The following is a 23,202-nucleotide window of genomic DNA, read 5'->3' on the forward strand; positions in this document are numbered from 1 at the left end:
TTGCGGGGCGTTCTTCAATCAGTCCAGCGCGTGGCCGAGGAAGTCGCCGAAAGCGGCGTAGAAGCCCGCCTCGTTGTCCCAGGGAATCATGTGCCCCGCGTTCGGCACACGAACGTGCTCGGTCTGCGGTGCCAGCGACTGCCATTCGGCGACATCCTCGCCCAGCACGACACCCCCACGCTCGGCCGTCATCAGCAGGAGGGGGTGCCTCACTTGCGGAAGATCCGCATGGATGTCGTCACGGCCAAAGTCCTCGAAGCTGCGCACGATCGCCGGCTCGAAGCAGGTGTGCAGCCACTGGGCGCGCAGCTGAAGTTGCTCATCGGTCCACGTTGGACAGAACGCGCGCATTTCCTGGGCGCTCATGCCGCGGGTCGCTTGCCGGATCGAGTCGACGTACCAAGGGAGCTTCGCAGGGTATGCGCGCCGGCCCGGGCCTGAGACTGGCGGGTCGACAATCACGAGCCGGGTCAAGCCATGAGGCTGATGGCGGGCGGCTCGCACCGCAATGCGACCGCCCATCGAATGGCCTACGAGGGCGTAGCGTTCCAGCCCCAGGGCACCGGCCAATGCGACGACGTCGGCGGCCTGGGCGTCGAGGCTGTAGTCGAGATCGCCTCCGGAAGACGATAGGCCACGCCCGCGCACGTCGAGCACGTAGGTGTCGAAGTGGCGCCCAAATCGTTCGGCGACGAATCCCCACGTCGCTGCAGGACTCGTGATGCCGGGAATGAGGATCACGGCATCGCGCTCGCGGCGCGCAAGGTCCGCGCCGCCATAACGAAGATAGTGCTGCCGGATGCCGTTGGCATGCACATGCGCGCCGTAGAGATAGGTGCTGGTCACGCCGCTGCTCCGGACGACGCGGCACGCATCGGATAGGCACCGGACAGCAGCGCGCCGGCACCGGGGACAACAGGCTCGAGGCCCAGTTCTGTGAGGATGGCATAAGTCGTGGCAATGGAGGCCGTAACCACCGGCTTGCGGGTCAATGCCTCGACCTCCGCAACGGCTGGCAGGGAGGGCATCTGAACGCAGGCCGAGAGCACGATGACGTCGGCATCCGCATAGTTCATCCCCGCCACGATGCCGGGCAGTCTGGCGGGATCATGGCGTCCGACGTCAAGGTTGTCGGGGATCTCCAAGGCGCGCCAATCGACGATTTCGAAACCTTCGTTTGAGATGTAGTCCATGACCAGCTTCGTCAGCGGCACCATGTAGGGCGCTACCAGTGCGATCTTCGTCGCCTTCATGATCTTGAGTGCGTCCACGAGCGCCCCAGCACTCGTGATGACCGGCGCCGTCGCGCCATTTGCGATCGTGCGGTCCGTCAAGCGCTTCTGCGATACGCGGTGATAGCCGTGACCCATCGCCATGATGGCGACCAAGCAGGCATAGCCGAGCACGTCGACCTGCGCATCGCTGAGCTCCAGCGCGCAGCGGTCGCTTTCCGCGTCCATTGCTGCCAGCTCGTCCTTCTCCACCTTCTTCATCCGCATCCGACTGGAGTGAAACGTGAACCGGTCATTTGGCCGGAGTTGCGAATGCGCCTGCAGCATTGCCGGGACCTCGGTCTCCATGGTGGTGTTCGAACTGGGCACGATCTGCCCGATGCGGAAAGGTCTGCTCATTGCGGACTCCATGTAAAGTGTAGACGCTCTATTTAAACAAGGCATGGACTGTACTTCAACCACGGGAAAACCCTACTGGAAGTTGGAGGCTGCAGAACTAGACTTCGAGCCGTCTTCGAGCGTACACACTTCATTTAAAACATGTAGGCGCTCATTTCGAAGACCCTAGAAAGTTGCTTTTGTAGTCAAGGAGAAACGCACATGTCTCATAACCCTCGCATCGCCGTCATCGGCGCCGGACTTGGTGGCGCCTCGGCCGCTTCGTTGCTGTTCCAAGCCGGGTTCAATGTCCGCCTGTACGAGCAGGCACCCTCCTTCGCGCGTTTGGGCGCCGGCATCCATGTCGGGCCGAACGTCATGAAGGTCATGCGCCGAATCGGCATCGAGGATGCAATGAACACGCAGGGCTCGCATCCGGACCACTGGTACAGCCGTCACTGGGAGACGGGCGATATCCTGGCGCGAGTTCCGCTGGGCGACTACGCAGTCAAGGAATATGGAGCGAGCTATCTGACGGTGCATCGCGGCGACTTCCACGCCCTGCTCATGGAGGCGCTTCCCGCAGGTGTCACGACATTCGGTAAGCAACTCGCCAAGGTCGACGATCGCGGCGATGTGGTGCGCCTGGAGTTCACTGACGGCTCAGTCGAGGAAGCCGATATCGTGGTGGGTGCGGACGGCGTGAACTCGCGCATCCGAGAGGAGCTTCTGGGCGCCGAACCGCCGAAGTACGCTGGCTATCTTGCCCACCGCGCCGTGTTCCCGACTCCGTCCGTGAAGGTGGGCATGCTGCCCTTCGATGCCTGCGTCAAATGGTGGAGCGAAGACCAGCACATGATGACCTACTTCGTCACGAGCAGGCAAGACGAGATCTACTACGTGACGGGCGTGCCCGCGGAGAAGTGGGATCTCAATGATCGGTGGTTGCCCAGCAGCAAGGAGGAGATGCGAGAGTTCTACAAGGGTTGGCACCCCACGGTGCAGGCTCTGATCGAGAACACGCGGGAGGTGACCAAATGGTCGTTGCTCGAGCGCGATCCGCTGCCGCTGTGGAGTCGCGGCCGGCTCGTGCTTTTGGGCGATGCCTGCCATCCGATGAAGCCCCACATGGCCCAAGGTGCGGCCATGGCGATTGAAGATGCCGCCATGCTTGCGCGCTGCCTCCAAGAGGTGGGCGCACACGATCACGAACTGGCCTTCGATCTCTATGAGGCCAACCGCGCCGAGCGTGCGAGCAAGGTACAGCGCATCTCGCACAACAACACGTGGTTGCGCACGAACGAAGATCCCTCCTGGTGCTTCGGGTACGACGTTTTCAACGTTCCGCTGGTGGAGCCGGTGGCGACCAGGTCGTAGCCATTCGAATCGTTACGGGCCGCTTCCGAACATGCCCGCCAGTGGCCCGAATTCATAACCAACTTTCAAAAGCAGGTAGATCATGTCGTCACCAGCCATCGCCATCCCAACGGTAAGTCCAGACGCGCTGCCCCGCGCGACGGGCTCCGCATCTCCAGCCATCACCATCGAACAGGGAATTCGCGCTGCCGGCGTCGGTCTATTCCAGTATCGACTCTTCGTCATCTTCGGATTGGTCTGGCTCGCGGACGCGATGCAGGTTCTTTCGATCGGATTCACTGCTCCGTCCATCGCCGCGACATTTGGCATTTCCGTGCCTGCGGCGTTGCAGACCGGCACGGCCTTTTTTATCGGCATGCTGATTGGGGCCTTTGCGTTCGGCCGCCTCGCCGACCGAATCGGTCGCCGACCAGTGCTCATGATGGCGGTGGTCATCGACGCAATCTGCGGCATCGCCTCTGCCTTCGCGCCGGAGTTCCAATGGCTTTTGGTGCTGCGCTTTCTCACCGGCATCGGCGTTGGTGGAACCTTGCCCGTTGACTACACGATGATGGCCGAATTTCTGCCATCCGACCGCCGAGGTCGTTGGCTGGTTCTGTTGGAATCTTTCTGGGCCATCGGCACGATCTTGCTCGCGATTCTTGCGCTGTTCGCAGTATCGCGGGGCGACGATGCCTGGCGGATGATCTTCCTCGTGACGGGCATCCCAGCATTGGTTGGTGTGATCTTTCGCTTCTTTGTGCCCGAGTCCCCGCTCTACTTGAACAAAGCAGGTCGCTCAAACGAGGCGCGTGCAGTGCTCCAGCGCGTAGCTGCGGTTAATCGAGTCTCCGTGAACATTGGGCCATTGGTGCCCCAAAAGATCGAGCGCAAGTCAGTCTTTGCGCTCTTCGCAGCCGATTGTCGACGTCGCAGCATCTGCCTGCTGGTCGCCTGGATGTTCATCTCGATCGCGTACTACGGCGTCTTCGTCTACCTTCCAGTGAAGCTGGCTGGTCAGGGCTTTGGTTTCATGCGTGGTCAGGTCTTCCTCATCCTGCTGGCGCTTGTGCAACTTCCCGGGTTTGCATTGTCGGCCTACGGCGTCGAACGGTGGGGACGGAAACCCACCTTGATCGGGTTCCTGCTTCTGAGCGCGGTGGGTTGCTTGTTCTATAGCCTAGGCCAATCGACTGCGCTTGTTGTTGGCTCCACATTGCTGATGAGCTTCGCCCTGCTTGGTACCTGGGGCGCGCTCTACGCCTTTACCCCCGAGGTGTATCCGACCGATCTGAGGGCCAGCGGCATGGGCACCGCGGGTGCGATCGCACGCTTTGGCGGCCTGTTCGCTCCCGCAATCATTGCTCCGGTGATGGCGACGCATTTCACCCTCTCTCTTGTTCTGCTCTCGTCGTTTCTGGCGCTGGCGGCGGTCGCGATCTGGATGGTGGACATCGAATCGAGAAATCGCTCGCTCGACTAGCTGGGGTCGATGGCGTTCTGGGTGACAGGCCGAAAGAGGCGACTGCTGTTGACGTTTGTGAAAGGATGGATCGTGATGAATGCCATACCCGCAACCCTTTCGTGGCAAGATGAGGGCATGCTGCCATTGGTGGACTTCAAGTGGCTCATGGCGGGCGTCGGCTGGTGGATTGATGTGCCGCGCATGCGCAGCGACGCAGTCTATGCCGGCCAATGCATCGAGCGGGCTCTCGAGTCTGGTTCCCAGATCCTGCGCGAACGCTGCCCTGAGATCCTGCCCTTTTTGGCGCACCCAGTTCAATGCGGCGCAAGCGACTCGCCGTGACTACCCGCTTTCGAGGGAACTGCAGGCCGTGGCGTTTGATGGCGCGGTTCTCTTAGTTGTGTCGTCGCGACTGATAGAAAGAACCCTTGTGCTCGACCTGAATAAAGCCGCCATGTTCGTTGAGGTGGCGCACTGAGGCAGCTTTGCGGGCGCGGCGCAACGACTATGCATGCCTCGGGTCCAGTAACCCGACGGATACAGCAAGGCATCGTCACTGTTCACGCGAGCAGCGTGAGCTGTTTCCACTTTGTGTGAAACGCACAAGTTTGTTCAAAACGAGCGGCTCGAAGTGGCACGCAATCTTTTGCAAAGCACGACGATGCCAGTAGCGCGGATAGCAACTGCAACGGGCTCATACTGACCAGAGCCACTGTGCTCGCGATGCGACAAGCCACTGGCTCTACGTCAGAGCAGTTGCGACGAGCCGCGGCCACCCTCGAGAACCTCCAGCGCGTCGATGCCCGCTCCTATCTCTACACGCTCGCGCACTCCAAGACCAACCAGGCCGGCGCGGACGCCCTGAGGACGTCAAGCCGCTGGTGGGCAGCGCGGCACTCGCCATGCAGGACTGGCTCTCTGCGAGCGGGATCAATGAATGCGCCCTCTTCCGGCGCATTCGCAAAGGCGGACACCTCGGGGAGGCGCTGGCGCCAGCCGCGGTGCGCGACATCGTGAAGGAGCGATGTGTTCTCGCCGGGGTCAAAGGGGGTTTTTTAGCGCGCACTCGTTAAGGGCCGGCTTCGTGACCGAGGCCGGCCAGCAGAACATGTCGCTGCCCGAAACAATGGCGATGACGGGACACCAGAGCGTGGTGACCGTCATGGGCTATTTCCGCGCAGAAAGGGCGCTCGGCAGCAAGATCAGCCGGATGTTGGATGAACAGTGAAGACATGGCGCTTGCGGCCTCAAGGCACGCCGACGCGTCCCAACTGAGGGTACTTGATCTCAAGGAATTGCTCAACAGGACCTGCTCGACAAGCACAGGCGAGCAGAACGAACAGGAAGAGCTTGGCTGTGATGCCGACCTTCATGGTTGATGCAGCACCTGTCGGCTACGAGGCCTTGTCGCTCACGGGTGCATAGCCGCCGAGAAAAACCTGTACCGCGCGGCGGGTGGCCTCGCGCAGGTCCTTGCGTGACGGCGGCCCTTCGATGCCGAGCAGAAGCGGCATGGTGACCTCCGAGTCCAGCAACGCAGTCAGGTGGCGCGCCGCCACCTGCGGATCGGCTTTGCGCAAGCGTCCCTTCTGCATCTGCTGCTCCAGAAACCCTGCCAGCTCGAGCAGACCTTTCTTGGGCCCGCCTTCGAAGAATTGCCGTCCGATGTCGCTTCGCCCGGACTCCGCGATCACGGCTCTCATCGCCTCGATGATTTCCTGCGAGGACACCACGACCATGATCTTTTCGCCATAGCGCTGCAGTACGCGCTCCAGGTCGTCGCTGTCCTTCCCGAGGGCCGCGAAGATCGGGTCGAAATGCGTCTCGGCAGCGCCGAGGATGACCGCGACGAAGAGCGCTTCCTTGGAGCTGAAGTATCCGTACAGCGTCGCCTTCGAACCGCCCGCCCGCGCGGCGATCTCCGACATGGAGGCGCCTTCGAAGCCCATTTCCCTGAACACTTCCGACGCCGCTCGGACGATCGCATCGCGCTTGGCTTCCGTCTTGACTCGCATCTGTTTGCCTCCTTATATCAGAACCAATTAGTTCATTATTGATTGACATCAGCAGGAAGTCAATCTACATTCACATACCGTACGGTTCGTTTAAACGACGAATCCTTCCACGTCCTTCAGGAGATTCGCCATGCGTCCACCCCTTACCTTCGGCCTGACCTTTACGGCAGCCCTTGCGTCCGCCTGCCTGCTCGTCGCATGCGGCAAGCCGCCAGGAGGCCCGCCTCCGGCGCAGGGCACGCCCGAAGTCGGCGTGGTCACGGTGCAGCCGCAACGCGTGGCCATCACGGCCGAGCTGCCCGGCCGCACCGCGCCCTTCCTCATCGCCGACGTCCGCCCCCAGGTCGGCGGCATCGTGAAGACGCGCAAGTTCCGCGAAGGCAGCGACGTGAAGGCCGGCGAGACGCTCTACCAGATCGATCCAGCCACCTACAAGGCCACCTACGACAGCAATGTCGCCGCGCTCGCCAAGGCGCAGGCCAGCCTGAAGACCACGCGGCTGAAGGCCGAGCGCTACAAGGAGCTGGTGGCCATCCAGGCGGTGAGCCAGCAGGACTACGACGATGCCGCCGCTTCGCTGCAGCAGGGCGAGGCCGACGTCGCCGCGGCGAAGGCCAATGTCGAGACGAGCCGCATCAACCTCGCCTACGCGCGCATCGACGCGCCGATCTCGGGGCGCATCGGCAAGTCGACGGTCACGCCCGGCGCGCTGGTCACGGCCAGCCAGGCGACCGCACTGGCCACCATCCAGCAGCTCGACCCGATCTACGTCGACGTGACGCAATCCAGTGCCGCGGTGCTCCAGCTCAAACAGGCCATGGCGCGCGGCGATCTCCAGAAGAGCGGCGCCAATGCCGCCAAGGTGCGCCTGCTGCTGGAAGACGGCAGTGCCTATCCGCTCGAAGGCAAGCTCGAATTCTCGGACGTCACCGTGGACCAGACGACCGGCGCCATCACGCTGCGCGCGGTGTTCCCCAACCCGAACGCCGACCTGCTGCCCGGCATGTACGTGCGCGCCGTGCTGCAGGAGGGCGTCAAAGAGCAGGCGCTCCTGGTGCCGCAGCAGGCGGTGTCGCGCGACAGCACCGGCAAGCCGACGGCCTTCGTCGTGGATGCCCAGCACAAGCTGCAGCGGCGCATGCTCGAGACGGAACGCGCCGTCGGCGATCAATGGCTGGTGCGCAGCGGCCTTCAGGCCGGCGACCAGCTCGTGGTGGACGGCCAGCAGCGCGCAGCGCCGGGCGTCGAGGTGAAGACCGTGCAATGGAGCCCCAGCGTCAAGCCCGCCGCTGAAACGCCCAAAGCGGCCCTTCCCGCTTCCGGCAATACGGCGAACTGATCGCGAGAGACTGTCATGGCACGCTTCTTCATCGACCGCCCCATCTTCGCCTGGGTCCTCGCCATCATCGTGATGCTGGCAGGAGCTCTCTCCATCTTCACGCTGCCGATCGCGCAGTACCCGAGCATCGCGCCGCCCGCCGTCGCGATCACCGCCAACTACCCGGGCGCTTCCGCCAAGACGCTGGAGGACACCGTCACCCAGGTCATCGAGCAGAAGATGAAGGGGTTGGACCGCTTAAGCTACATGGCCTCGACCAGCGAGTCGTCGGGCTCGGTCACCATCACGCTGACCTTCGAGAACGGCACCAACCCCGACACCGCCCAGGTGCAGGTGCAGAACAAGCTCTCGCTGGCCACGCCACTGCTGCCGCAAGAGGTGCAGCAGCAGGGCGTCACCGTGACGAAGTCGGCCACCAACTTCCTGAACGTGCTGGCCTTCACGTCCGAGGACGGCAGCATGAACGGGTCCGACCTGTCGGACTATGTGGCCGCGAACGTGCAGGAGGCGATCAGCCGCGTCGAGGGCGTGGGCGACACCACCCTTTTCGGCTCGCAGTACGCCATGCGCGTGTGGCTCGACCCGAACAAGCTCGCCAACTTCAGCCTGACACCGCTGGACGTGAAGACCGCCATCCAGGCGCAGAACGCGCAGGTCTCGGCCGGCCAGCTCGGCGGCCTGCCTGCGGCGGGCAGCCAGCAGCTCAACGCAACGATCACCTCGCAGACGCGCCTGAAGACCGCGCAGGAGTTCGAAGACATCCTGCTGCGCACGCAGACCAACGGCGCCCAGGTCCGCCTGCGCGACGTCGCCCGCATCGAGCTGGGCAGCGAGTCCTACAACACGGTCGGGCGCTACAACGGCAAGCCGGCTGCCGGCCTCGCCATCAAGCTGGCCACGGGGGCCAACGCGCTCGACACGGTCAAGGGCATCGACGCCCGCGTGGCCGAGCTCGAGAAGTTCTTCCCACCCGGCATGAAGGTCCAGAAGCCCTACGACACCACGCCCTTCGTGCGGATCTCGATCGAGGAGGTCGTCAAAACGCTGGTCGAAGCAGTCGTCCTGGTGTTCCTGGTGATGTATCTCTTCCTGCAGAACATCCGGGCGACGCTGATCCCGACCATCGCGGTGCCGGTGGTGCTGCTCGGCACCTTTGGCGTGCTCGCGGCCTTCGGCTTCACCATCAACACGCTGACCATGTTCGCCATGGTGCTGGCGATCGGCCTGCTGGTGGACGATGCGATTGTGGTGGTCGAGAACGTCGAACGAGTCATGACGGAGGAAGGCCTCTCACCGAAGGAGGCGACGCGCAAGTCGATGGGCCAGATCACCGGCGCCCTGGTCGGCGTCGCGCTGGTGCTGGCGGCGGTGTTCGTGCCGATGGCCTTCTTCAGCGGCTCCACCGGCGTGATCTACCGCCAGTTCTCGATCACGATCGTCTCGGCCATGACGCTGTCGGTGCTCGTGGCGCTGGTGCTCACGCCGGCGCTCTGCGCGACGCTGCTCAAGCCCGTCGCCAAGGGCCATGCGATGGCGACCACCGGCTTCTTCGGCTGGTTCAACCGCACTTTCGACCGCGGCAACGGCCGCTACCAGGGCGTGGTGCGACACATGCTGGGCAAGGGCTGGCGCTACATGGTCGTCTACGCGGTGCTGCTGGCCGCGGTGGTCTTCGGCTTCATGAAGCTGCCCGTCGGCTTCCTGCCCGACGAGGACCAGGGCAGCATGTTCGTGCTGGTCCAGCTGCCGCCCGGCGCCACCAGCGCACGCACCGACGACGTCATGCGCCAGGTCGAGCACCACTTGCTGGAAGACCAGAAGGACGCAGTGGCCGGCGTGTTCGCGGTATCCGGCTTCAGCTTCGCTGGCAGCGGTCAGAACACCGGCTTCGCCTTCGTCAAGCTCAAGCCCTGGGACGAGCGCAAGGGTGAGACGCTCGCCGTGACGGGCGTGGCCGCGAAGGCCAGCGCCTTCTTCAACACCATCCGCGACGCGAAGGTGTTTGCCTTCGCACCGCCGGCCGTGTCGGAACTCGGCAACGCGGCAGGCTTCGACCTGATGCTGCAGGACCGGGCCAATCTCGGCCATGAGGCCCTGATGCAGGCGCGCAACCAGCTGCTGGGCGAACTGTCGAAGGACAAGCGGCTGGTGGCCGTGCGGCCCAACGGCCAGGAGGACACGCCCGAGTTCAGGCTCGAGGTCGATCCGCACAAGGCACAGGCGCAGGGCCTTTCGATGGCGGACATCAACGACACCTTCTCGGCCGCCTGGGGCAGCAGCTACGTCAACGACTTCATCGACAAGGGTCGGGTGAAGAAGGTGATGCTGCAGGCCGATGCGCAGTACCGCATGCTGCCGGAGGACATCGACCGCTGGTATGTGCGCAGCAGCGCCGGCGCCATGGTGCCCTTCACCTCCTTCGCCAAGGCGAGCTGGAGCTCCGGCTCGCCGCGGCTGGAGCGCTACAACGGCGTGCCCTCGGTGGAAATCCTGGGCATGGCGATGCCGGGCAGCGCCTCCAGCGGGGAGGCGCTGGCCATCGTCGAGCAGGCGGTGGCGAAGCTGCCTGCTGGCATCGGCTACGAATGGACCGGTCTGTCGCGCCAGGAGAAGGCATCGAGCGGCCAGACCGGCCTGCTCTACGCGCTATCGATCCTGATCGTGTTCCTCTGCCTCGCGGCCTTGTACGAGAGCTGGGCGATCCCGTTCTCCGTCATTCTCGTGGTGCCGCTCGGCGTGCTGGGCGCGCTGGTCGGCGCGATCCTGACGTGGAAGATGAACGACGTGTACTTTCAGGTCGGCCTGCTCACGACCATCGGCCTGGCGTCGAAGAATGCCATCCTGATCGTCGAGTTCGCCAAAGATCTGCATGAACGCGGCAGTAGCCTGGTGGAATCGGCACTGGAAGCCGCCCGCCTGCGGCTGCGCCCGATCCTGATGACGTCGCTGGCCTTCATCCTGGGCGTGCTGCCCCTGGTGCTGGGCAGCGGCGCGGGCGCCGGAGCGCAGCATGCGCTGGGCACCGCGGTGATCGGAGGAATGCTATCGGGCACGGTGCTCGCCATCTTCTTCGTGCCGCTTTTCTTCGTCCTGGTGGTCGGGCTGTTCAAGGGCAAGCCGGCCGAGCCACACGCTGCGATTTCCCACTCCCACACGGCCCAGCCCACTTCAGAAGGTGTCTGACATGTCCCGCTTCACATCGACTCCCCTCGCGCCGTTGGCACTGGCCGCCCTGCTCGCCGGCTGCAGCCTGATGCCCGCGTACCAGCAACCCGCAGCGCCCGTCCCCGGCAAATTTGCAGGCGATGCAGGCGCCGCCGCATCCACGCCGGTGGCCGACCTCGGTTGGCGCGATGTCTTCAACGACCCCTCGCTGCAGCGCGTGATCGAGATGAGCCTCGCCAACAATCGCGACCTGCGCGTCGCGGTGCTGAACATCGAGAAGGCCCGCGCCCAGTACCGGGTGCAGGATGCGGCGCTCTTCCCGACCGTCAATGCCAGTGCCGGCGGCAGCGGCAGCCGCACGCCGGCCGACCTGTCGTCCACGGGCGAGGCCCTCACGGCGCACCAGTACAGCGCGACGCTCGGTTTCAGCGCCTACGAGATCGACCTGTTCGGCCGCGTCCGAAGCCTGAGCGCACAGGCGCAGGAGCAATTCCTGTCCACCGCCGAGGCGCGTCGCAGCACCCAGATCAGCCTGGTGGCGGAAGTCGCGACCAGCTACCTCACGCTTGCCGCCGACCTGGACCAGCTGAAACTCGCGCGCGACACCTTGCGCAGCCAGAGTGACTCCTACCGTCTCAACCAGCGCAGCTTCGAGCTGGGTGCGGCCTCGGCACTCACGCTGAGCCAGGCGCAGACGAGCGTCGACACCGCCCGCGTCGACGTCGAGCGCTACACCGCCCAGGTGGCGCGGGACCGCAATGCGCTGATGCTGCTCGTGGGTGCCGAGCTGCCGGACGAACTGCTGCCGCAGGCCCTGCCCGACCGCGCCGCGGCGGCCACGAGCCCGCTGGCCAGCATTCCGCCGGGGCTGCCCTCCGAGTTGCTGCAGCGCCGCCCGGACATCCTGCAGGCCGAGCGCGATCTCAAGGCCGCAAACGCCTACATCGGCGCGGCGCGCGCGGCCTTCTATCCGCGCATCAGCCTCACGGCATCGGCGGGCACGTCCAGCAGCGAGCTCTCGGGCCTCTTCAAGGGCGGCTCGGGCAGCTGGAGCTTCGCGCCGCAGATCACGCTACCGATCTTCGACGGCGGCGCCAACCGCGCCAACCTCCAGATCGCGACCGTCAGCCGCGACATCTCGGTGGCGCAGTACGAGAAGGCGATCCAGACAGCCTTCCGCGAGGTCTCGGATGCGTTGGCACAACGCAGCACGCTCGGCCGCCAGCTCGAAGCGCAACAGTCGCTGGTGAATGCGACGACGGAGAGCTACCGGTTGTCGGACGCGCGCTTCCGGCGCGGCGTCGACAGCTACCTCACCGTACTGGATTCGCAGCGCTCGCTCTACACGGCGCAGCAGAACCTCATCGCCACGCGCCTTTCGCGCCTGACCAATCTCGTGACCTTCTACAAGACGCTCGGCGGCGGCTGGGTGGAAAGCACCGGTACGCCAGTCGCAGACTTGACCCGCGACGCGCGGACCTGACGATTGTTAACCGGTGGCAGCCCAGCTCTTGGGCCTCTATCGGGCTCTAATACTGTGCTCAGGTCTCTATGGATGGATTCGATCTCATCAAGACTTTTCGTGAAGTGGCGCTTAGGCGCAGCTTCTCCCGCGCCGCCATGTCGCTCGGCGTGTCGAAGGGAACCGTCAGCCGCTACGTGATCGAACTCGAGAAGCGCAGCGGCGTGCGCCTGCTCAACCGGTCCACTCGCTCGCTGAGCTTGACTGACGCCGGCGAGTTGCTGCTGGAGCGCAGTGCGCAACTGGTGGCCATGGCCGAAACCACGCTCCACGACCTCCAGGCGCACGGCGCGCTCCCCCGTGGGCGGCTGCGCATCAGCGCGCCGCATGGCCTCATCGCAGGATGGCTTTCGAACGTGATCGCCGAATTCATCAAGCGCTACCCCGACGTATACGTCAGCCTTGTACTCACCAACGATGCCGTCGATCTGATCGCGGAAGGTATCGATATCCACCTGACCGGCGGACGCATCGATGACATGAACCTCATCGTTCGGCGCTTGGCGCAGTTCGACATGGTGGTCTGCGCCTCCCCCGCTTACTGGGCCAAGCGCGGCATTCCGCAGACGCCGAAAGACCTGAGCGGGTACGAGGTGCTGAGCTTCGCGGTTATGCCCACCACGCACCTGCCCTTCGAGACCGCGGGTCGGCAATATGAGGTGGCGGTGCACAGCCGCATGGAAGCCAACGATCCGATCGCGCTGATCGAGCTGGCGCTGCGCGGTGTTGGCGTGGCTTACGTCCCGGAGCCGCTGGCACAGTCGCACCTGGAGCGCGGCGCGCTGGTTTCGGTGCTGCGTGAGCACATGCGCAGCGACCACTGGGTTTACGCGGCCTATTCGCAGCGCCGCCACAATAGCGCCGCGATGCGCGCGATGCTCGATTTTCTCGAACAGTCGACCGGTTCGGTCAGCGGCGTAGCTCAGTAGACCCGCCCCGGTCGCCTACGCCACTTGCATCCAGATTGACGCCCGCCGAGCGCCGAATGCAGGCGCTTGGCGTTGTAGACCTCTTCAATGAACGGTGGCAGCCGGCTCGCGATGTCGCTGAAGGTCTCGTAGCGGGCGATGTAGATGTCCTCGACCTTGAGCGGTCTTCATGAAGCTCTCGGCCTGCGCAGCCTCGCTTCCTGCAAGGCCTTGCGATAGGTCTCGCTTGCGTATTGGGCCCATCGGTCCGTATGGAAGATGCAGCCGGGTGGAGGATATCGGCTTTGCACTTCGGCCAGAGCCACGTCGTATCGATGTTGCGCGTGGTCGCGTAGCCCACCACCTTGCGGCTGAAGGCGTCCAGAATCCCAGCCAGATAGCAGAACCCTGAGGTGGTCCGGATATAGGTGCCGAAGAGGATTAGCGTAATAGTCCGGCCAGCACCGTTGTTGTCGAAGCTGGCCTGACCTCGGAGCATGCGGCCTGAAGAGTGCGCCGGGAGATGGTGTGCACCATCAGGAGATCGTGCACACCATGAAGGCGGTGAACCGTCACGTCGCCATCACGACCGTGCATTAGGCGAGGAGCGAGAAATGGACAAGCTACTGGCGGCTGTACTGGACGCGCATGGCGGACTGCAGGAATTGGCGAAAGCGGCGCAGCTCACTGCGCAAATGTCACTCGGCGGTCCATTCTGGGCCGCACGCGGTTGGCCAGGGGTGTACGGACGACGCCTTGGCTTCATACTGACGAGCGAGGCGCTCAACGGCGCCAGCGTAGGCACATCGCTGACGCTGCTCGTCTACAACACAGCCACGACGCAATATGCTTGTTCGTAGTCCAACGCGCCTCCACCGTCTAAGCACCTACTATCGACGCCACGCGGGCGCGACCCACATGCCGGCAGCAGTGCGAGTTCTCCCTTCGCAGACCATCGCTCTTGCTGTTTGCGCAACCTAGAACAATGGTCCGACGGTGCGCAGCTGGGCCTTGTCGAGTTGGGCGCGTGATGGCCAGCTTTTCGGTCTCCGCACCTTTTGATGTGGGCGCAACAGCCAGATCAGTCGCGCAAGGCACCGGCACCCGATCACGCGTCGAGCTGCCCGTCGGCCGTGAAGCGCACCACCGACCAGGCGGTCGCTCAGCGCGTCCTGCCGCGCGCCTGCGGCCCCGAGAAGATCGTGCGGGCACCTGTGGGGGGTGGTGGCGACTTCAGATCAGTTCAGCTGAAGACAGGTGCAAGACCGTCCCAACACAGATACTTGAGCTCCAGGAATTCCTCGATGCCGTGGTGCGAGCCCTCGCGACCCAGACCGCTCTGCTTTACCCCACCGAATGGCGCCACCTCATTGGAAATCAAGCCGCAGTTGATCCCGATCATCCCGGCCTCAATGGCCGCGGATGCGCGCCAGATGCGAGCAGCGTCCCGGCTGTAGAGATAGGCGGCGAGTCCGTACTCGGTCGCGTTGGCGACCGCGTACGCGTCCTCGTCCTGCTCGAAACGAAAGAGCGGCGCGAGGGGTCCGAAGGTTTCTTCCCGCGCCAGGGCCATCTGCGACGTGGCGCCGGCAACGACCGTCGGTTCGAAGAAGCGGCCGCCAAGCGAATGGCGATGCCCGCCGTGCAGCACCGTCGCTCCCTGCTCGATGGCGTCTGCAATGTGTTCCTCCACCTTCATGACGGCGGCATCATCGATCAGCGGACCGAGCTGCACGTCAGCTTCCAGGCCATTGCCTACGCGCAAGTTCCGAACACGCTCGACCAGCTTGGCGGCGAAGGCCTGGTACACGCCGGCCTGAACGAGCACCCGGTTGGCGCTGATGCACGCCTGGCCGGTGTTGCGGAACTTCGCCGCGACCACGCCATCTGCGGCAGCATCCAGGTCTGCGTCATCGAAGATGATGAAGGGTGCGTTGCCCCCCAGCTCCATCGAGCACTTCTTGATCGTTCCCGCCGCTTGCGCCAGCAATACGCGGCCGACTTCGGTCGAACCGGTGAAGGTGATCTTGCGCACGAGGGGATGCGATGTGAGCTGGTTCCCGATGTCGCGGGTGTCATTGCCGGTCAGGACGTTGAAGACTCCCGCGGGCATGCCGGCGCGCCGCGCCAGTTCGGCCAAGGCCAGCGCGGTGAGCGGCGTCTGGCTCGCAGGCTTGACCACCATGCTGCATCCGGCGGCCAGCGCCGGACCGGCCTTGCGCGTGATCATCGCCGCGGGAAAATTCCAGGGCGTGATGGCTGCGCAGACCCCGATTGGCTCCTTCAGCACCACGATACGCTGGGTGTCCTTCGGCGCCGGGATCACATCCCCGCGGACGCGCTTTGCTTCCTCGGAGAACCATTGCAGGAACGACGCCGCGTACTGGACCTCGGTTTTCGCTTCGGCAAGCGGCTTTCCTTCCTCCACCGTGATCAGGGTCGCCAGGTCGTCGACATGAAGGATCATCAGGTCATACCAACGGCGCAGGATCTCAGATCGGTGCTTGGCCGTTGTCCGGCGCCAGGCAAGGAACGCGTGGTGCGCAACTTCGATGGCATGCGCCGTCTCGTCCTGCCGGAAGCGAGGCAGGTCCGCGAGCGGCTCGTCGGTCGCAGGGTTGCGCAGGGTGTACTTGCCGTGCGGTGTGGCATCGACCCACTCGCCTCCGACGAAGGCAGCGGTTCGGAATAGTTCGGGATCCTTGAGCAGGTTTTTCATGGTTCGCTGCATCAGCCGATGCGCTTGGTTTCGAATCGGATGGGCAGAGGCGCGGCAAGTCCGGCAGCGCGGGCGAGGTCGAGGATCATCCCGGCGACGACCACGTCCTGCAGGCCCGATCCAACCGACTTGTACATGGCTACTGCGCCTTCGTCGCGCCGGCGACTCGACTTGCCGGACATCAGGTCATTCAGGCTGATGCACTTCGCGTCGAGTCCAACGCCGTCTTGCCGGGCGGCCAGCATGTCCCCGGATTCCTCGAGCACTTCCTCCACGTTGTCGCACACGATGAGGCTGGCGCGCGCCACCACAGTGCTGTCGACCTCCCGTTGATCGGGGAGCGTGGACCCGATGGAAATGACGGTCGCGTGAGGCTCCAGCCAGGCGCCGTGCAGAATGGGTTTCTCTCCATACGAGCGGGCCGCCGCCAGCACGATGTCAGCGCCACCAACGGCCTCGGCAGGCGAATCGACGGCATGCACACGCACGCCCAATTCCGCGCCCATGGCATCGGCGAATTCCGCGCGCTTGGTCGGCGTCGGACTGTAGACCCTGATCTCGTGCAGCTCGCGCACCGAGGCGATGGCGAGCGTATGCATACGTGCTTCCAGACCGCTGCCCAGGACGGCGAGGCGGGCAGCTCCCTGCGGCGCCAGGCGGTCCAGGGCGGCCGCGGATGTCGCCGCCGTGCGATACGCGGTGACCAGATTGCCGTCCACGATCGCGGCCAGCGAGCCTGTCGTTGCATCGAACAGAACCACGACGTACTCGAGCTGCCGACCTGAAGGCCCGAACGCCATGCCCATCAGCTTGGCGCCGTAGTAGCGCGATCCCGGCGGCACCGCCGTCATGGTCCGCAGTGAGGCGCGCTCCGCTGCCCCTGCAGCGATCGTGCGTCGGGGAATGGCATGGGGCCCCAGCGGCCGTGCGTAGCTTTCCTGCAGGGCGCGCACGGCGGGCAGCCACTGGAACACGGCAGCAGCCGTTTCGGATGAGACGAACAGAGGCGCGTCGGCCGCAGCGCTCACGGAAGGATTCACGTCGGAGGGGTTCATTCGAATTTCAGTTTGGCTTCGTGGATGACGCGCCGGTACAGATGGGTGTCGTGGCGCACCTGATCGATCAGCAAGCTTGGAGGTCCGGAACGGGGGACCATTCCAAGTTCGCGAAAACGCGCTTTCAGTCCTTCGTTCTGCACCGCGACGTTCAGCGCCTGGTTCAGGCGCTCGATCACGGGCGAAGGTGTGCCGAGCGGGGCGAAGATCCCGAGCCAGGAGGCCGTTTCCATGCCCTTGAGCCCTGCTTCCGCCACGGTGGGCACGTCTGGCATCCGCGGGTCGCGCTCGGTGCCCGACACGGCCAGGATCCTGACCTTCCCCGTCTTGGCAAGTTCGATGGCCGTGGCGTCGAAGGTGAGGTCGACGCGGCCTGCCGCCACTTCCGTCAGCGCGCTCGAGGTGGACCGGTACGGAATGTGGACAAGGTAGGTGCCCGTCAAGGCCTTGAACAGCTCGCCGCCCAGGTGCGCCCCGCTGCCCGGGCCGGCACTGCCGTAGGTCAGCTTGCCTGGGTTCTTCCGGGCGTATTCGATGAAGTCCTGCAGGGTCTTCACGGGCAGCGCCGCATTGACAACCACCGCCACCGGGTACACCGATGCGATGCCCACGGGCGCAGCCGCCGTCGGGGCGTCGTACTTCACCGATGGGTCGACCAGCGGGAGGATGCTGTAGGCGATGTTCGTGAGCAGCACCGTGTTGCCGTCGGGCTTCGCCGCGAAAACTGCGGACGTTCCGATGCGCGTCCCGCCGCCCGGCCGGTTCTCGACCACGACCGGCTGCCCCAATACCTGTCCCAGCTGCTCGCAGATGACCCGCGCGCCGATGTCGGTGATCCCGCCCGCCGCGTACGGCACGATCACGCGAAGCACCTCGCCAGCGCCAGCGGTTGGAATCAAAAGGCAGCCGAGTGCGCCGAGAAGGGCGCGGCGCGCAATGGATCTCATGGTCTTGTCTCCGGGACCGCGTCAGCAGGGATGCCGCCCCACCATGAACGCGCTGTCGGGGTCGGATGTCACTGGAAGACCGGAGGCCGCCAATCCCTGGCGGAACATTTTCATGAAGCGGTCGGGAACGCGCATGGCCGGTGCTCGCAGCGGACCGCCGTTGAAGCCCGCCAGCCAGTCCTGGTACTTCCACATGGTGCGGTTGAGGACCGACGTGCCGCCGATGTAGGCCTGGGTCGCCGCGCCGTTCGCGCCTCGCGCCGGGTTCACCTTCCAGTACATCTCCATGGCCTGTTCCCACTCGCCCTTGCGGGCGAGTTCGAAGGCGCGGGGATAGTAGTCGCTCATCCACTGCGTGTTGCTGGTGCCGGAGAACTGCATCTTCATCACGCTCATGAGCGGGATGGCGTCGCCCTCGATCGGACAGCTGATGACCACCTCGTCGCGGAAGTGGTGGTACATCTCGCAGATGCCGGCGGGCAGTGGAAAGCCCTGCTCGGACTTGATTGCGACGATGTTCGGACATGCTTGCAGAAGCCGTCGAACCAGCGCAACCGACATGCCTGCAGGATGAATGCGTTCGAACCCCCAGGCAGGCAAGGGAAACAGCATCACAGCCAGCTTTGTAGCGTCGCAGAATTCCTTGGTGTAGTCGAAGACCTCCTGCTCCGTCGTCGGCCAGAACTGCGCGGGATACGAGAGCAGCACCATGGTGGCGCCGGCGGCTTCCGCCAGCTTGACCGCCTCGATGTTCTCCGCCAGCGTGTTGAAGGCCGCATGGAAGAACAGCCCGAAGCCGGGACCCGCCGTTTCCGCCGCCAACGCCGTGAACCTGGCGTTCTCCTCCGGCGTGATGGCGACCTCGGTGCACAGCAGCGTGTGCTTGAATCCGAGCTCCTTGGCCAGTTCGACGTCATGGCGAATGCCGCGCTCGTTCAGTTTCTTGAGATCGGCCGAATAGCTGGGGATGGTCACGGCCGAGCAGCCGATCATGTTTTCCCGGGCCCAGGCCCGAGCGTCTGCGCGTTTGTAAGGGATCATGGTTGGTATCGAATCGCTTGGTGAGGAATGGAAGGCGCCTTCATGAAGCGCCGCGGGGAATGCGGGAAGACCGCCATGGTCTACATGGGCTGGCCCAGGTACTGGTACGTCTGCAGCAGGAGCGCGGCCGATCTCTGCGGATTCGGCACGGGCTCCTGCTCGAACTTGCACAGTTGAAGCGACGCGCTCCATACCGTCTTCACTCGCTCGAACCGCCGCTTCGTATAGGCAGCCAATGCCTCCTGGAGATCGACCTGGTCCTTCACACACTGCGCGAGGACCACGGCATCCTCGATGGCCATGCCGCCGCCGGAGGTCATCTGCGGCGTCGGCGAGTGCGCCGAGTCGCCCAGGAGCACGATCCGGCCGCGATTCCACGGGCCCGGCACGAGCGTGATGTCGAAGGGGCGGACCAGGACCTGTTGGGGCGTGGTCACGAGCGCCAGTGCATCCTGGACCACGGGAGCGGAGAAGCCCGACAGCCGCTCGCGCACAAGGACGTGCAACTGGTCGTCCGGCCAGTGAAGGTGTTCGGCACTGTTCTCCAGGAAGAACAAATAGCAGGTCTCCTTTGATGTTGGCAGCGCGCCCACCACGCGCTTGCCGTCCGGCGAGCGGTAAAGACAGAAGCCATCGACCTCCGGAGGCCGCGGCGCGTTGAAGCGCCACGCGCTCTGGCCGGCAAACCGCACCCTATGCTCAGCGCCAAAGAACTGTTCCCTCAGCTTGGAGTACGCACCGTCTGCCGCGACGACGAAGTCGTACGCGGCCTCGCGTCCATCGGAAAACGCAACGTCGACCCGGTCGCCGCGATCGCTCACGGTCGTCGCGGTGAGGCCGCGCTCCATGGTCGCTCCTGCCTCGCTGGCCGCAGACTCGAGGATTCGGGCGAGTTCCGGACGGCGTATACCGATGCCAGGGGGCGTCGGGTTCGACATGAACAGGTTTCCGGCAGCGTCGTGCTGCTTGAACACCTCGAAACGCAGGCCGCTTGCCAGGCACGGCTCAGCCAGCCCGATCTCCGACAGCGCCCGCATCGTGTTGTGAAGCAGGCAGATGCCTGAGCCGACCGTAGACCTGACCGGCTGGATGTCAATGCAATGTGTCTCCACGCCTGCCTTGGCCAGCGCATAGGCTGCCGTGGCGCCGCCAATGCCGCTTCCAACCACAAGCGCCCGTTTGGCTCTACTCATGTTTTGTCTCCTGTTCCTGGTTCTGACGAGGCGGTCCATCGCCTTCGAGAGCTGATTCAAAGAAAGGTCACGTCCACTGTCGACTCGATCCGCATGAACTCACGCTCTCTGCGCATGGAGTTGCGCGTGGCGGCTACGCAATTGCAGGAAGAAGCAGAAGGCGAGGGCGCCGATGGCGACGGCGGCCCAGCCGATGGCCCCGTAGCCATAGAACTTGACCAAGGTCCCGCCTAGGATCGGGCCGGTGGCCGAACCCATCATCAGCATCGCAGGCGTTGCGGAAACAGCGCGCCCCGACGGATCCAACTTCGCCAGCACGCCGAACGTGAAGATGTGCGTGAAGATCACCGTGGAGACGAAGAAGGCGCCTGCGGCTGCATAGACCGGGAATGCTGTACTCGACACCAGGGTCAGCGCCAGTGCCGCCTGCGCCACCACGCCGGCAAGCACGACTTTGCGGGCATCCAGCCTGTGCTGCAGCATCGCGGCGATCGCACCGGGTGCGAGGTTGACCACTCCAACGACGATCAGCAGCAAATGCAGATTGGGAGCTGTGTACCCGCGATCGGCGCCCATTCGCTCCAGGAAGCTGAACACCATGGCTTGCGTCACGTTCATCAGGCTGATGCCGGCCATCGCGCACCATGCCGCCTTTGGCAGCGGCCCCGCGGTCGGAACGCGCGCCGCTGCGGCGGAGGGGATGGGCTGTGCGCTCGGAAACGCCAGGGCCGTGATGCCGCACGCGGTGAGCATGATTGCACCGAAGACAGCAAAGAGCCCGGGGCCCCCGACCGCGGCGATGATCTGAGGAGCGGACACCATGTAGGCAATGCCGAAGAACCCCACCGCCACCTGCATGAAGCCGAAAAGCCGATGCGGGTTGCTCGTGAGGGCGACGGTGCCGTGCGTGACACTCAGCCCGACCCCGGTGGCAAGACCACCCAGTGCATGCAAGACGGCAAGCGTTTCGAACTGGCTGGTGCGCATGCAGGCCAGGAACGCGACGCCCGCTACGGCGTAGGCAACCGGAACGATCCAGCGCCCGCGTACGCGGTGGAAGCGGGGCGCCAAGATCATGCTCGCCGTGACGGCGCCAACCAGGAACAAGGTTGCCAGCGCACCCGCCTGCTGGGGATCGAAGCCGAAACGCGCAATCAAGGTACCAACCCACACAGGCAGTGCCACGATGTCCACCATGCCCGCACAGTGCGCCGCCATCAACGCAACTCGCGCGCGCGGATTCTCTGTCGAATTCATTGCAAGCCCCTTGGAAAGGATGTCATTCATTGATGGCTGATGCACTGGTCCACAGCGCACCTGCCGCATCGCGCTCCACCATGACAGGCGTGAGCGATTGCCCTACACACGGGCCCTTCGTGCAGAACCCGGTATCGATGTCGAACACCGCGCCGTGTCCATAGCAAACGATCGATTGCCCGTCGGCGCTCAGGTACGCGTCCTTTCGCCAGGCGAGAGGCGCCCCGTCGACATGCGGGCAGGCGTCCAGCCATCCCCTCACGTCGTCACCGCGCCGAACCACGAACAGCGTGTCCCGGGACGCGCCTCGGGGGCCGAATCCGCGCGCTGCCCCGTCGGGCAGCTCCTCGACCGTGCACAGGTACGTTCGCATGGCTGCTCTTCAGCTCGCCTGGCCGGTCGGCGACGGACCACCCGGCGCCCACTTCTCACGATGCTGGAGCAGGAAGATCTGCGATTCATCCACCTGCATGGGCGCTTCGCGGGCGACCCAGGCGTCGTCGTGCAGGTCCATGTCCGCGTCGTACTCCACGTGGCAGCCCACGGGGCTGTTGAAGTACCAGAACCAGTTGGATCCGAACTTGTGCCGCCCAGGGCCCCAGAAGGTCTGATAGCCCTTCGCGGCAAAGCGATAGCCGCATTGCAGCACCGCGGTGGGGCCGCAGAGGTGGAAGGTGAAGTGCTCCACGCCCTTCATGAAGGCCGGCGTCTGGATCAGGAAGAGCGTGTGGTGATCCAGCGTGCCAGCGGGACGCAGGAAGCTGCCGGCGTTCGTGAACCGGTCGGTGCAGCGGAAGCCGAGCCGCTCCGTGTAGAACTTCGAGGCCTCGGCCAGATCGGGCACGAAATACACCACGTGCGAGAGGGTCAGCGGCCGGAACTCGGCATCGGCGTTGGCTCCCAAGGTGTTGGGTCCGCGGCCGGGCTTGCTGCCGGGCGAGTTGACGGCTTCGCCCTGGATGTCGATCTTGCGCCGCACCGACAGCTGGAAGCCGAGAACGAAGCCCATGTCGTCGGAAGCTTCGATCGAACCATCGGACAAGCGCTTGACCTCGCGGTCGCGGCCGAGTTCGGCCGCGATAGCGTCCAGCGTCTCGCAATCTGCGACGCCGTAGATCGTCTTGCGCAGCATCGTTCCGGTTTCCATCGCCGCAGGCAGCGAGGGGTCGTCGCGGCGTGCAATGACGATGGATGTGCCGTCGACAGCCTCGAAGCGCCCACCGGAATCGCTCACGCCGACCGGCGTCAGGCCGTAGTCGGTGAAGTACTGGACGCAAGCGGCGACATCATCGACGCCAAAGACCAGGGAATCAGGTCCAAGGATGTTCATCCGGTTTTCCTTTTTCGACAGTGAAACGGCCCGCGGCCGACATGTGAATCGGGCAAATACTATACGCTACGTCTCGTTATGCTTTAGGGATAAACCCTTGATGACCTGGTCCGTGTGGCAGGCTCACCCGTGAGGCGTTCACGTCGGAGATCCGAGGTTGGGGCGATCGAGATCGCGTATCTTCGGGGTTTTCCCGGTATATTTCAATACGGTTCGTATTGTATTCTTCGCCATTCAAACTCAGGGCGCCGAGATCGACCCGACGCCCGATCCACGGAGA

Annotated in this window: 21 protein-coding genes; 10 read left to right on the top strand and 11 right to left on the bottom strand. The window is 64.4% G+C overall.

Annotation, left to right across the window (positions count from 1 at the left end):
- Positions 1–18: 18 nt before the first annotated feature.
- Positions 19–846, bottom strand: coding sequence for an alpha/beta fold hydrolase (locus tag ACSQ9I_RS40700; RefSeq protein ID WP_436317515.1), 828 nt, complete (start codon positions 844–846; stop codon positions 19–21).
- The gene (locus ACSQ9I_RS40705) at positions 843–1,631 is read right to left on the bottom strand and encodes a maleate cis-trans isomerase family protein (protein WP_436317516.1); all 789 of its coding nucleotides are present in this window, start codon (positions 1,629–1,631) and stop codon (positions 843–845) included. The genes ACSQ9I_RS40700 and ACSQ9I_RS40705 overlap by 4 nt, the downstream gene beginning before the upstream one ends.
- Before the next feature lie 201 nt (positions 1,632–1,832).
- Between ACSQ9I_RS40705 and ACSQ9I_RS40710 the strand changes: the two genes are divergently transcribed.
- From ACSQ9I_RS40710 to ACSQ9I_RS40730, 5 genes are all read left to right on the top strand, one after another.
- A complete protein-coding gene (locus ACSQ9I_RS40710) occupies positions 1,833–2,987 on the top strand; it encodes an FAD-dependent monooxygenase (RefSeq protein ID WP_436317517.1) in 1,155 nt (384 codons plus the stop codon).
- An 82-nt stretch (positions 2,988–3,069) separates the two neighbouring features.
- Positions 3,070–4,449 carry an MFS transporter gene (locus ACSQ9I_RS40715; RefSeq protein ID WP_436317518.1) on the top strand — a complete coding sequence of 460 codons (1,380 nt, stop codon included), beginning with the start codon at positions 3,070–3,072 and terminating at the stop codon, positions 4,447–4,449.
- 75 nt (positions 4,450–4,524) lie between these two features.
- Complete coding sequence (locus ACSQ9I_RS40720; protein WP_436317519.1) at positions 4,525–4,773, top strand: hypothetical protein; 249 nt, start codon at positions 4,525–4,527, stop codon at positions 4,771–4,773.
- A gap of 742 nt (positions 4,774–5,515) precedes the next feature.
- Positions 5,516–5,659 carry a hypothetical protein gene (locus ACSQ9I_RS40725; RefSeq protein ID WP_436317520.1) on the top strand — a complete coding sequence of 48 codons (144 nt, stop codon included), beginning with the start codon at positions 5,516–5,518 and terminating at the stop codon, positions 5,657–5,659.
- Positions 5,649–5,810, top strand: a complete 162-nt coding sequence (locus ACSQ9I_RS40730) for a hypothetical protein (protein WP_436317521.1) — start codon at positions 5,649–5,651, stop codon at positions 5,808–5,810. Before ACSQ9I_RS40725 ends, ACSQ9I_RS40730 begins: the two co-directional genes overlap by 11 nt.
- Positions 5,811–5,825: 15 nt before the next feature.
- On the opposite strand, the gene ACSQ9I_RS40735 is transcribed toward ACSQ9I_RS40730, so the two are convergent.
- Positions 5,826–6,446, bottom strand: coding sequence for a TetR/AcrR family transcriptional regulator C-terminal domain-containing protein (locus tag ACSQ9I_RS40735; RefSeq protein WP_436317522.1), 621 nt, complete (start codon positions 6,444–6,446; stop codon positions 5,826–5,828).
- Positions 6,447–6,576: 130 nt separating this feature from the next.
- Between ACSQ9I_RS40735 and ACSQ9I_RS40740 the strand changes: the two genes are divergently transcribed.
- The 5 genes from ACSQ9I_RS40740 (at position 6,577) to ACSQ9I_RS40760 (ending at position 14,240) form a co-directional block, all read left to right on the top strand.
- Complete coding sequence (locus tag ACSQ9I_RS40740; RefSeq protein ID WP_436317523.1) at positions 6,577–7,785, top strand: efflux RND transporter periplasmic adaptor subunit; 1,209 nt, start codon at positions 6,577–6,579, stop codon at positions 7,783–7,785.
- 15 nt (positions 7,786–7,800) lie between these two features.
- A complete protein-coding gene (locus ACSQ9I_RS40745; RefSeq protein ID WP_436317255.1) occupies positions 7,801–10,968 on the top strand; it encodes an efflux RND transporter permease subunit in 3,168 nt (1,055 codons plus the stop codon).
- Between the two features lies 1 nt (position 10,969).
- Positions 10,970–12,433 (top strand): AdeC/AdeK/OprM family multidrug efflux complex outer membrane factor, encoded by a 1,464-nt coding sequence (gene adeC, locus ACSQ9I_RS40750; RefSeq protein WP_436317524.1) that lies wholly within the window; start codon positions 10,970–10,972, stop codon positions 12,431–12,433.
- A 68-nt stretch (positions 12,434–12,501) separates the two neighbouring features.
- A complete protein-coding gene (locus ACSQ9I_RS40755) occupies positions 12,502–13,401 on the top strand; it encodes a LysR family transcriptional regulator (protein ID WP_436317525.1) in 900 nt (299 codons plus the stop codon).
- 593 nt (positions 13,402–13,994) lie between these two features.
- Complete coding sequence (locus tag ACSQ9I_RS40760) at positions 13,995–14,240, top strand: hypothetical protein (protein WP_436317526.1); 246 nt, start codon at positions 13,995–13,997, stop codon at positions 14,238–14,240.
- 383 nt (positions 14,241–14,623) lie between these two features.
- Here the strand turns inward: ACSQ9I_RS40760 and ACSQ9I_RS40765 are convergent, their stop codons facing one another.
- The 8 genes from ACSQ9I_RS40765 to ACSQ9I_RS40800 all read right to left on the bottom strand — a co-directional run bounded on the left by ACSQ9I_RS40765 (position 14,624) and on the right by ACSQ9I_RS40800 (position 22,922).
- Positions 14,624–16,099: an NAD-dependent succinate-semialdehyde dehydrogenase gene (locus ACSQ9I_RS40765; protein WP_436317527.1), complete on the bottom strand. Its 1,476-nt coding sequence runs from the start codon at positions 16,097–16,099 to the stop codon at positions 14,624–14,626.
- 11 nt (positions 16,100–16,110) lie between these two features.
- Positions 16,111–17,154 (bottom strand): ornithine cyclodeaminase family protein, encoded by a 1,044-nt coding sequence (locus tag ACSQ9I_RS40770; protein ID WP_436317528.1) that lies wholly within the window; start codon positions 17,152–17,154, stop codon positions 16,111–16,113.
- On the bottom strand, positions 17,151–18,101 hold the full coding sequence (locus ACSQ9I_RS40775; RefSeq protein WP_436317529.1) for a Bug family tripartite tricarboxylate transporter substrate binding protein: 951 nt from the start codon (positions 18,099–18,101) through the stop codon (positions 17,151–17,153). Before ACSQ9I_RS40775 ends, ACSQ9I_RS40770 begins: the two co-directional genes overlap by 4 nt.
- A gap of 21 nt (positions 18,102–18,122) precedes the next feature.
- Entirely contained in the window at positions 18,123–19,142 is a 1,020-nt protein-coding gene (locus ACSQ9I_RS40780) for a dihydrodipicolinate synthase family protein (RefSeq protein WP_436317530.1), read from the bottom strand.
- An 80-nt stretch (positions 19,143–19,222) separates the two neighbouring features.
- Positions 19,223–20,335: an FAD-dependent monooxygenase gene (locus tag ACSQ9I_RS40785; protein ID WP_436317531.1), complete on the bottom strand. Its 1,113-nt coding sequence runs from the start codon at positions 20,333–20,335 to the stop codon at positions 19,223–19,225.
- A gap of 99 nt (positions 20,336–20,434) precedes the next feature.
- Positions 20,435–21,622 (bottom strand): MFS transporter, encoded by a 1,188-nt coding sequence (locus ACSQ9I_RS40790; protein WP_436317532.1) that lies wholly within the window; start codon positions 21,620–21,622, stop codon positions 20,435–20,437.
- Positions 21,615–21,965, bottom strand: coding sequence for a Rieske (2Fe-2S) protein (locus tag ACSQ9I_RS40795; protein ID WP_436317533.1), 351 nt, complete (start codon positions 21,963–21,965; stop codon positions 21,615–21,617). Before ACSQ9I_RS40795 ends, ACSQ9I_RS40790 begins: the two co-directional genes overlap by 8 nt.
- Before the next feature lie 9 nt (positions 21,966–21,974).
- Positions 21,975–22,922: a VOC family protein gene (locus tag ACSQ9I_RS40800; protein WP_436317534.1), complete on the bottom strand. Its 948-nt coding sequence runs from the start codon at positions 22,920–22,922 to the stop codon at positions 21,975–21,977.
- Between the last annotated feature and the right edge of the window lie 280 nt (positions 22,923–23,202).

It is taken from the genome of Variovorax sp. LjRoot84 (assembly GCF_964254305.1).
Lineage (GTDB): Bacteria > Pseudomonadota > Gammaproteobacteria > Burkholderiales > Burkholderiaceae_C > Variovorax.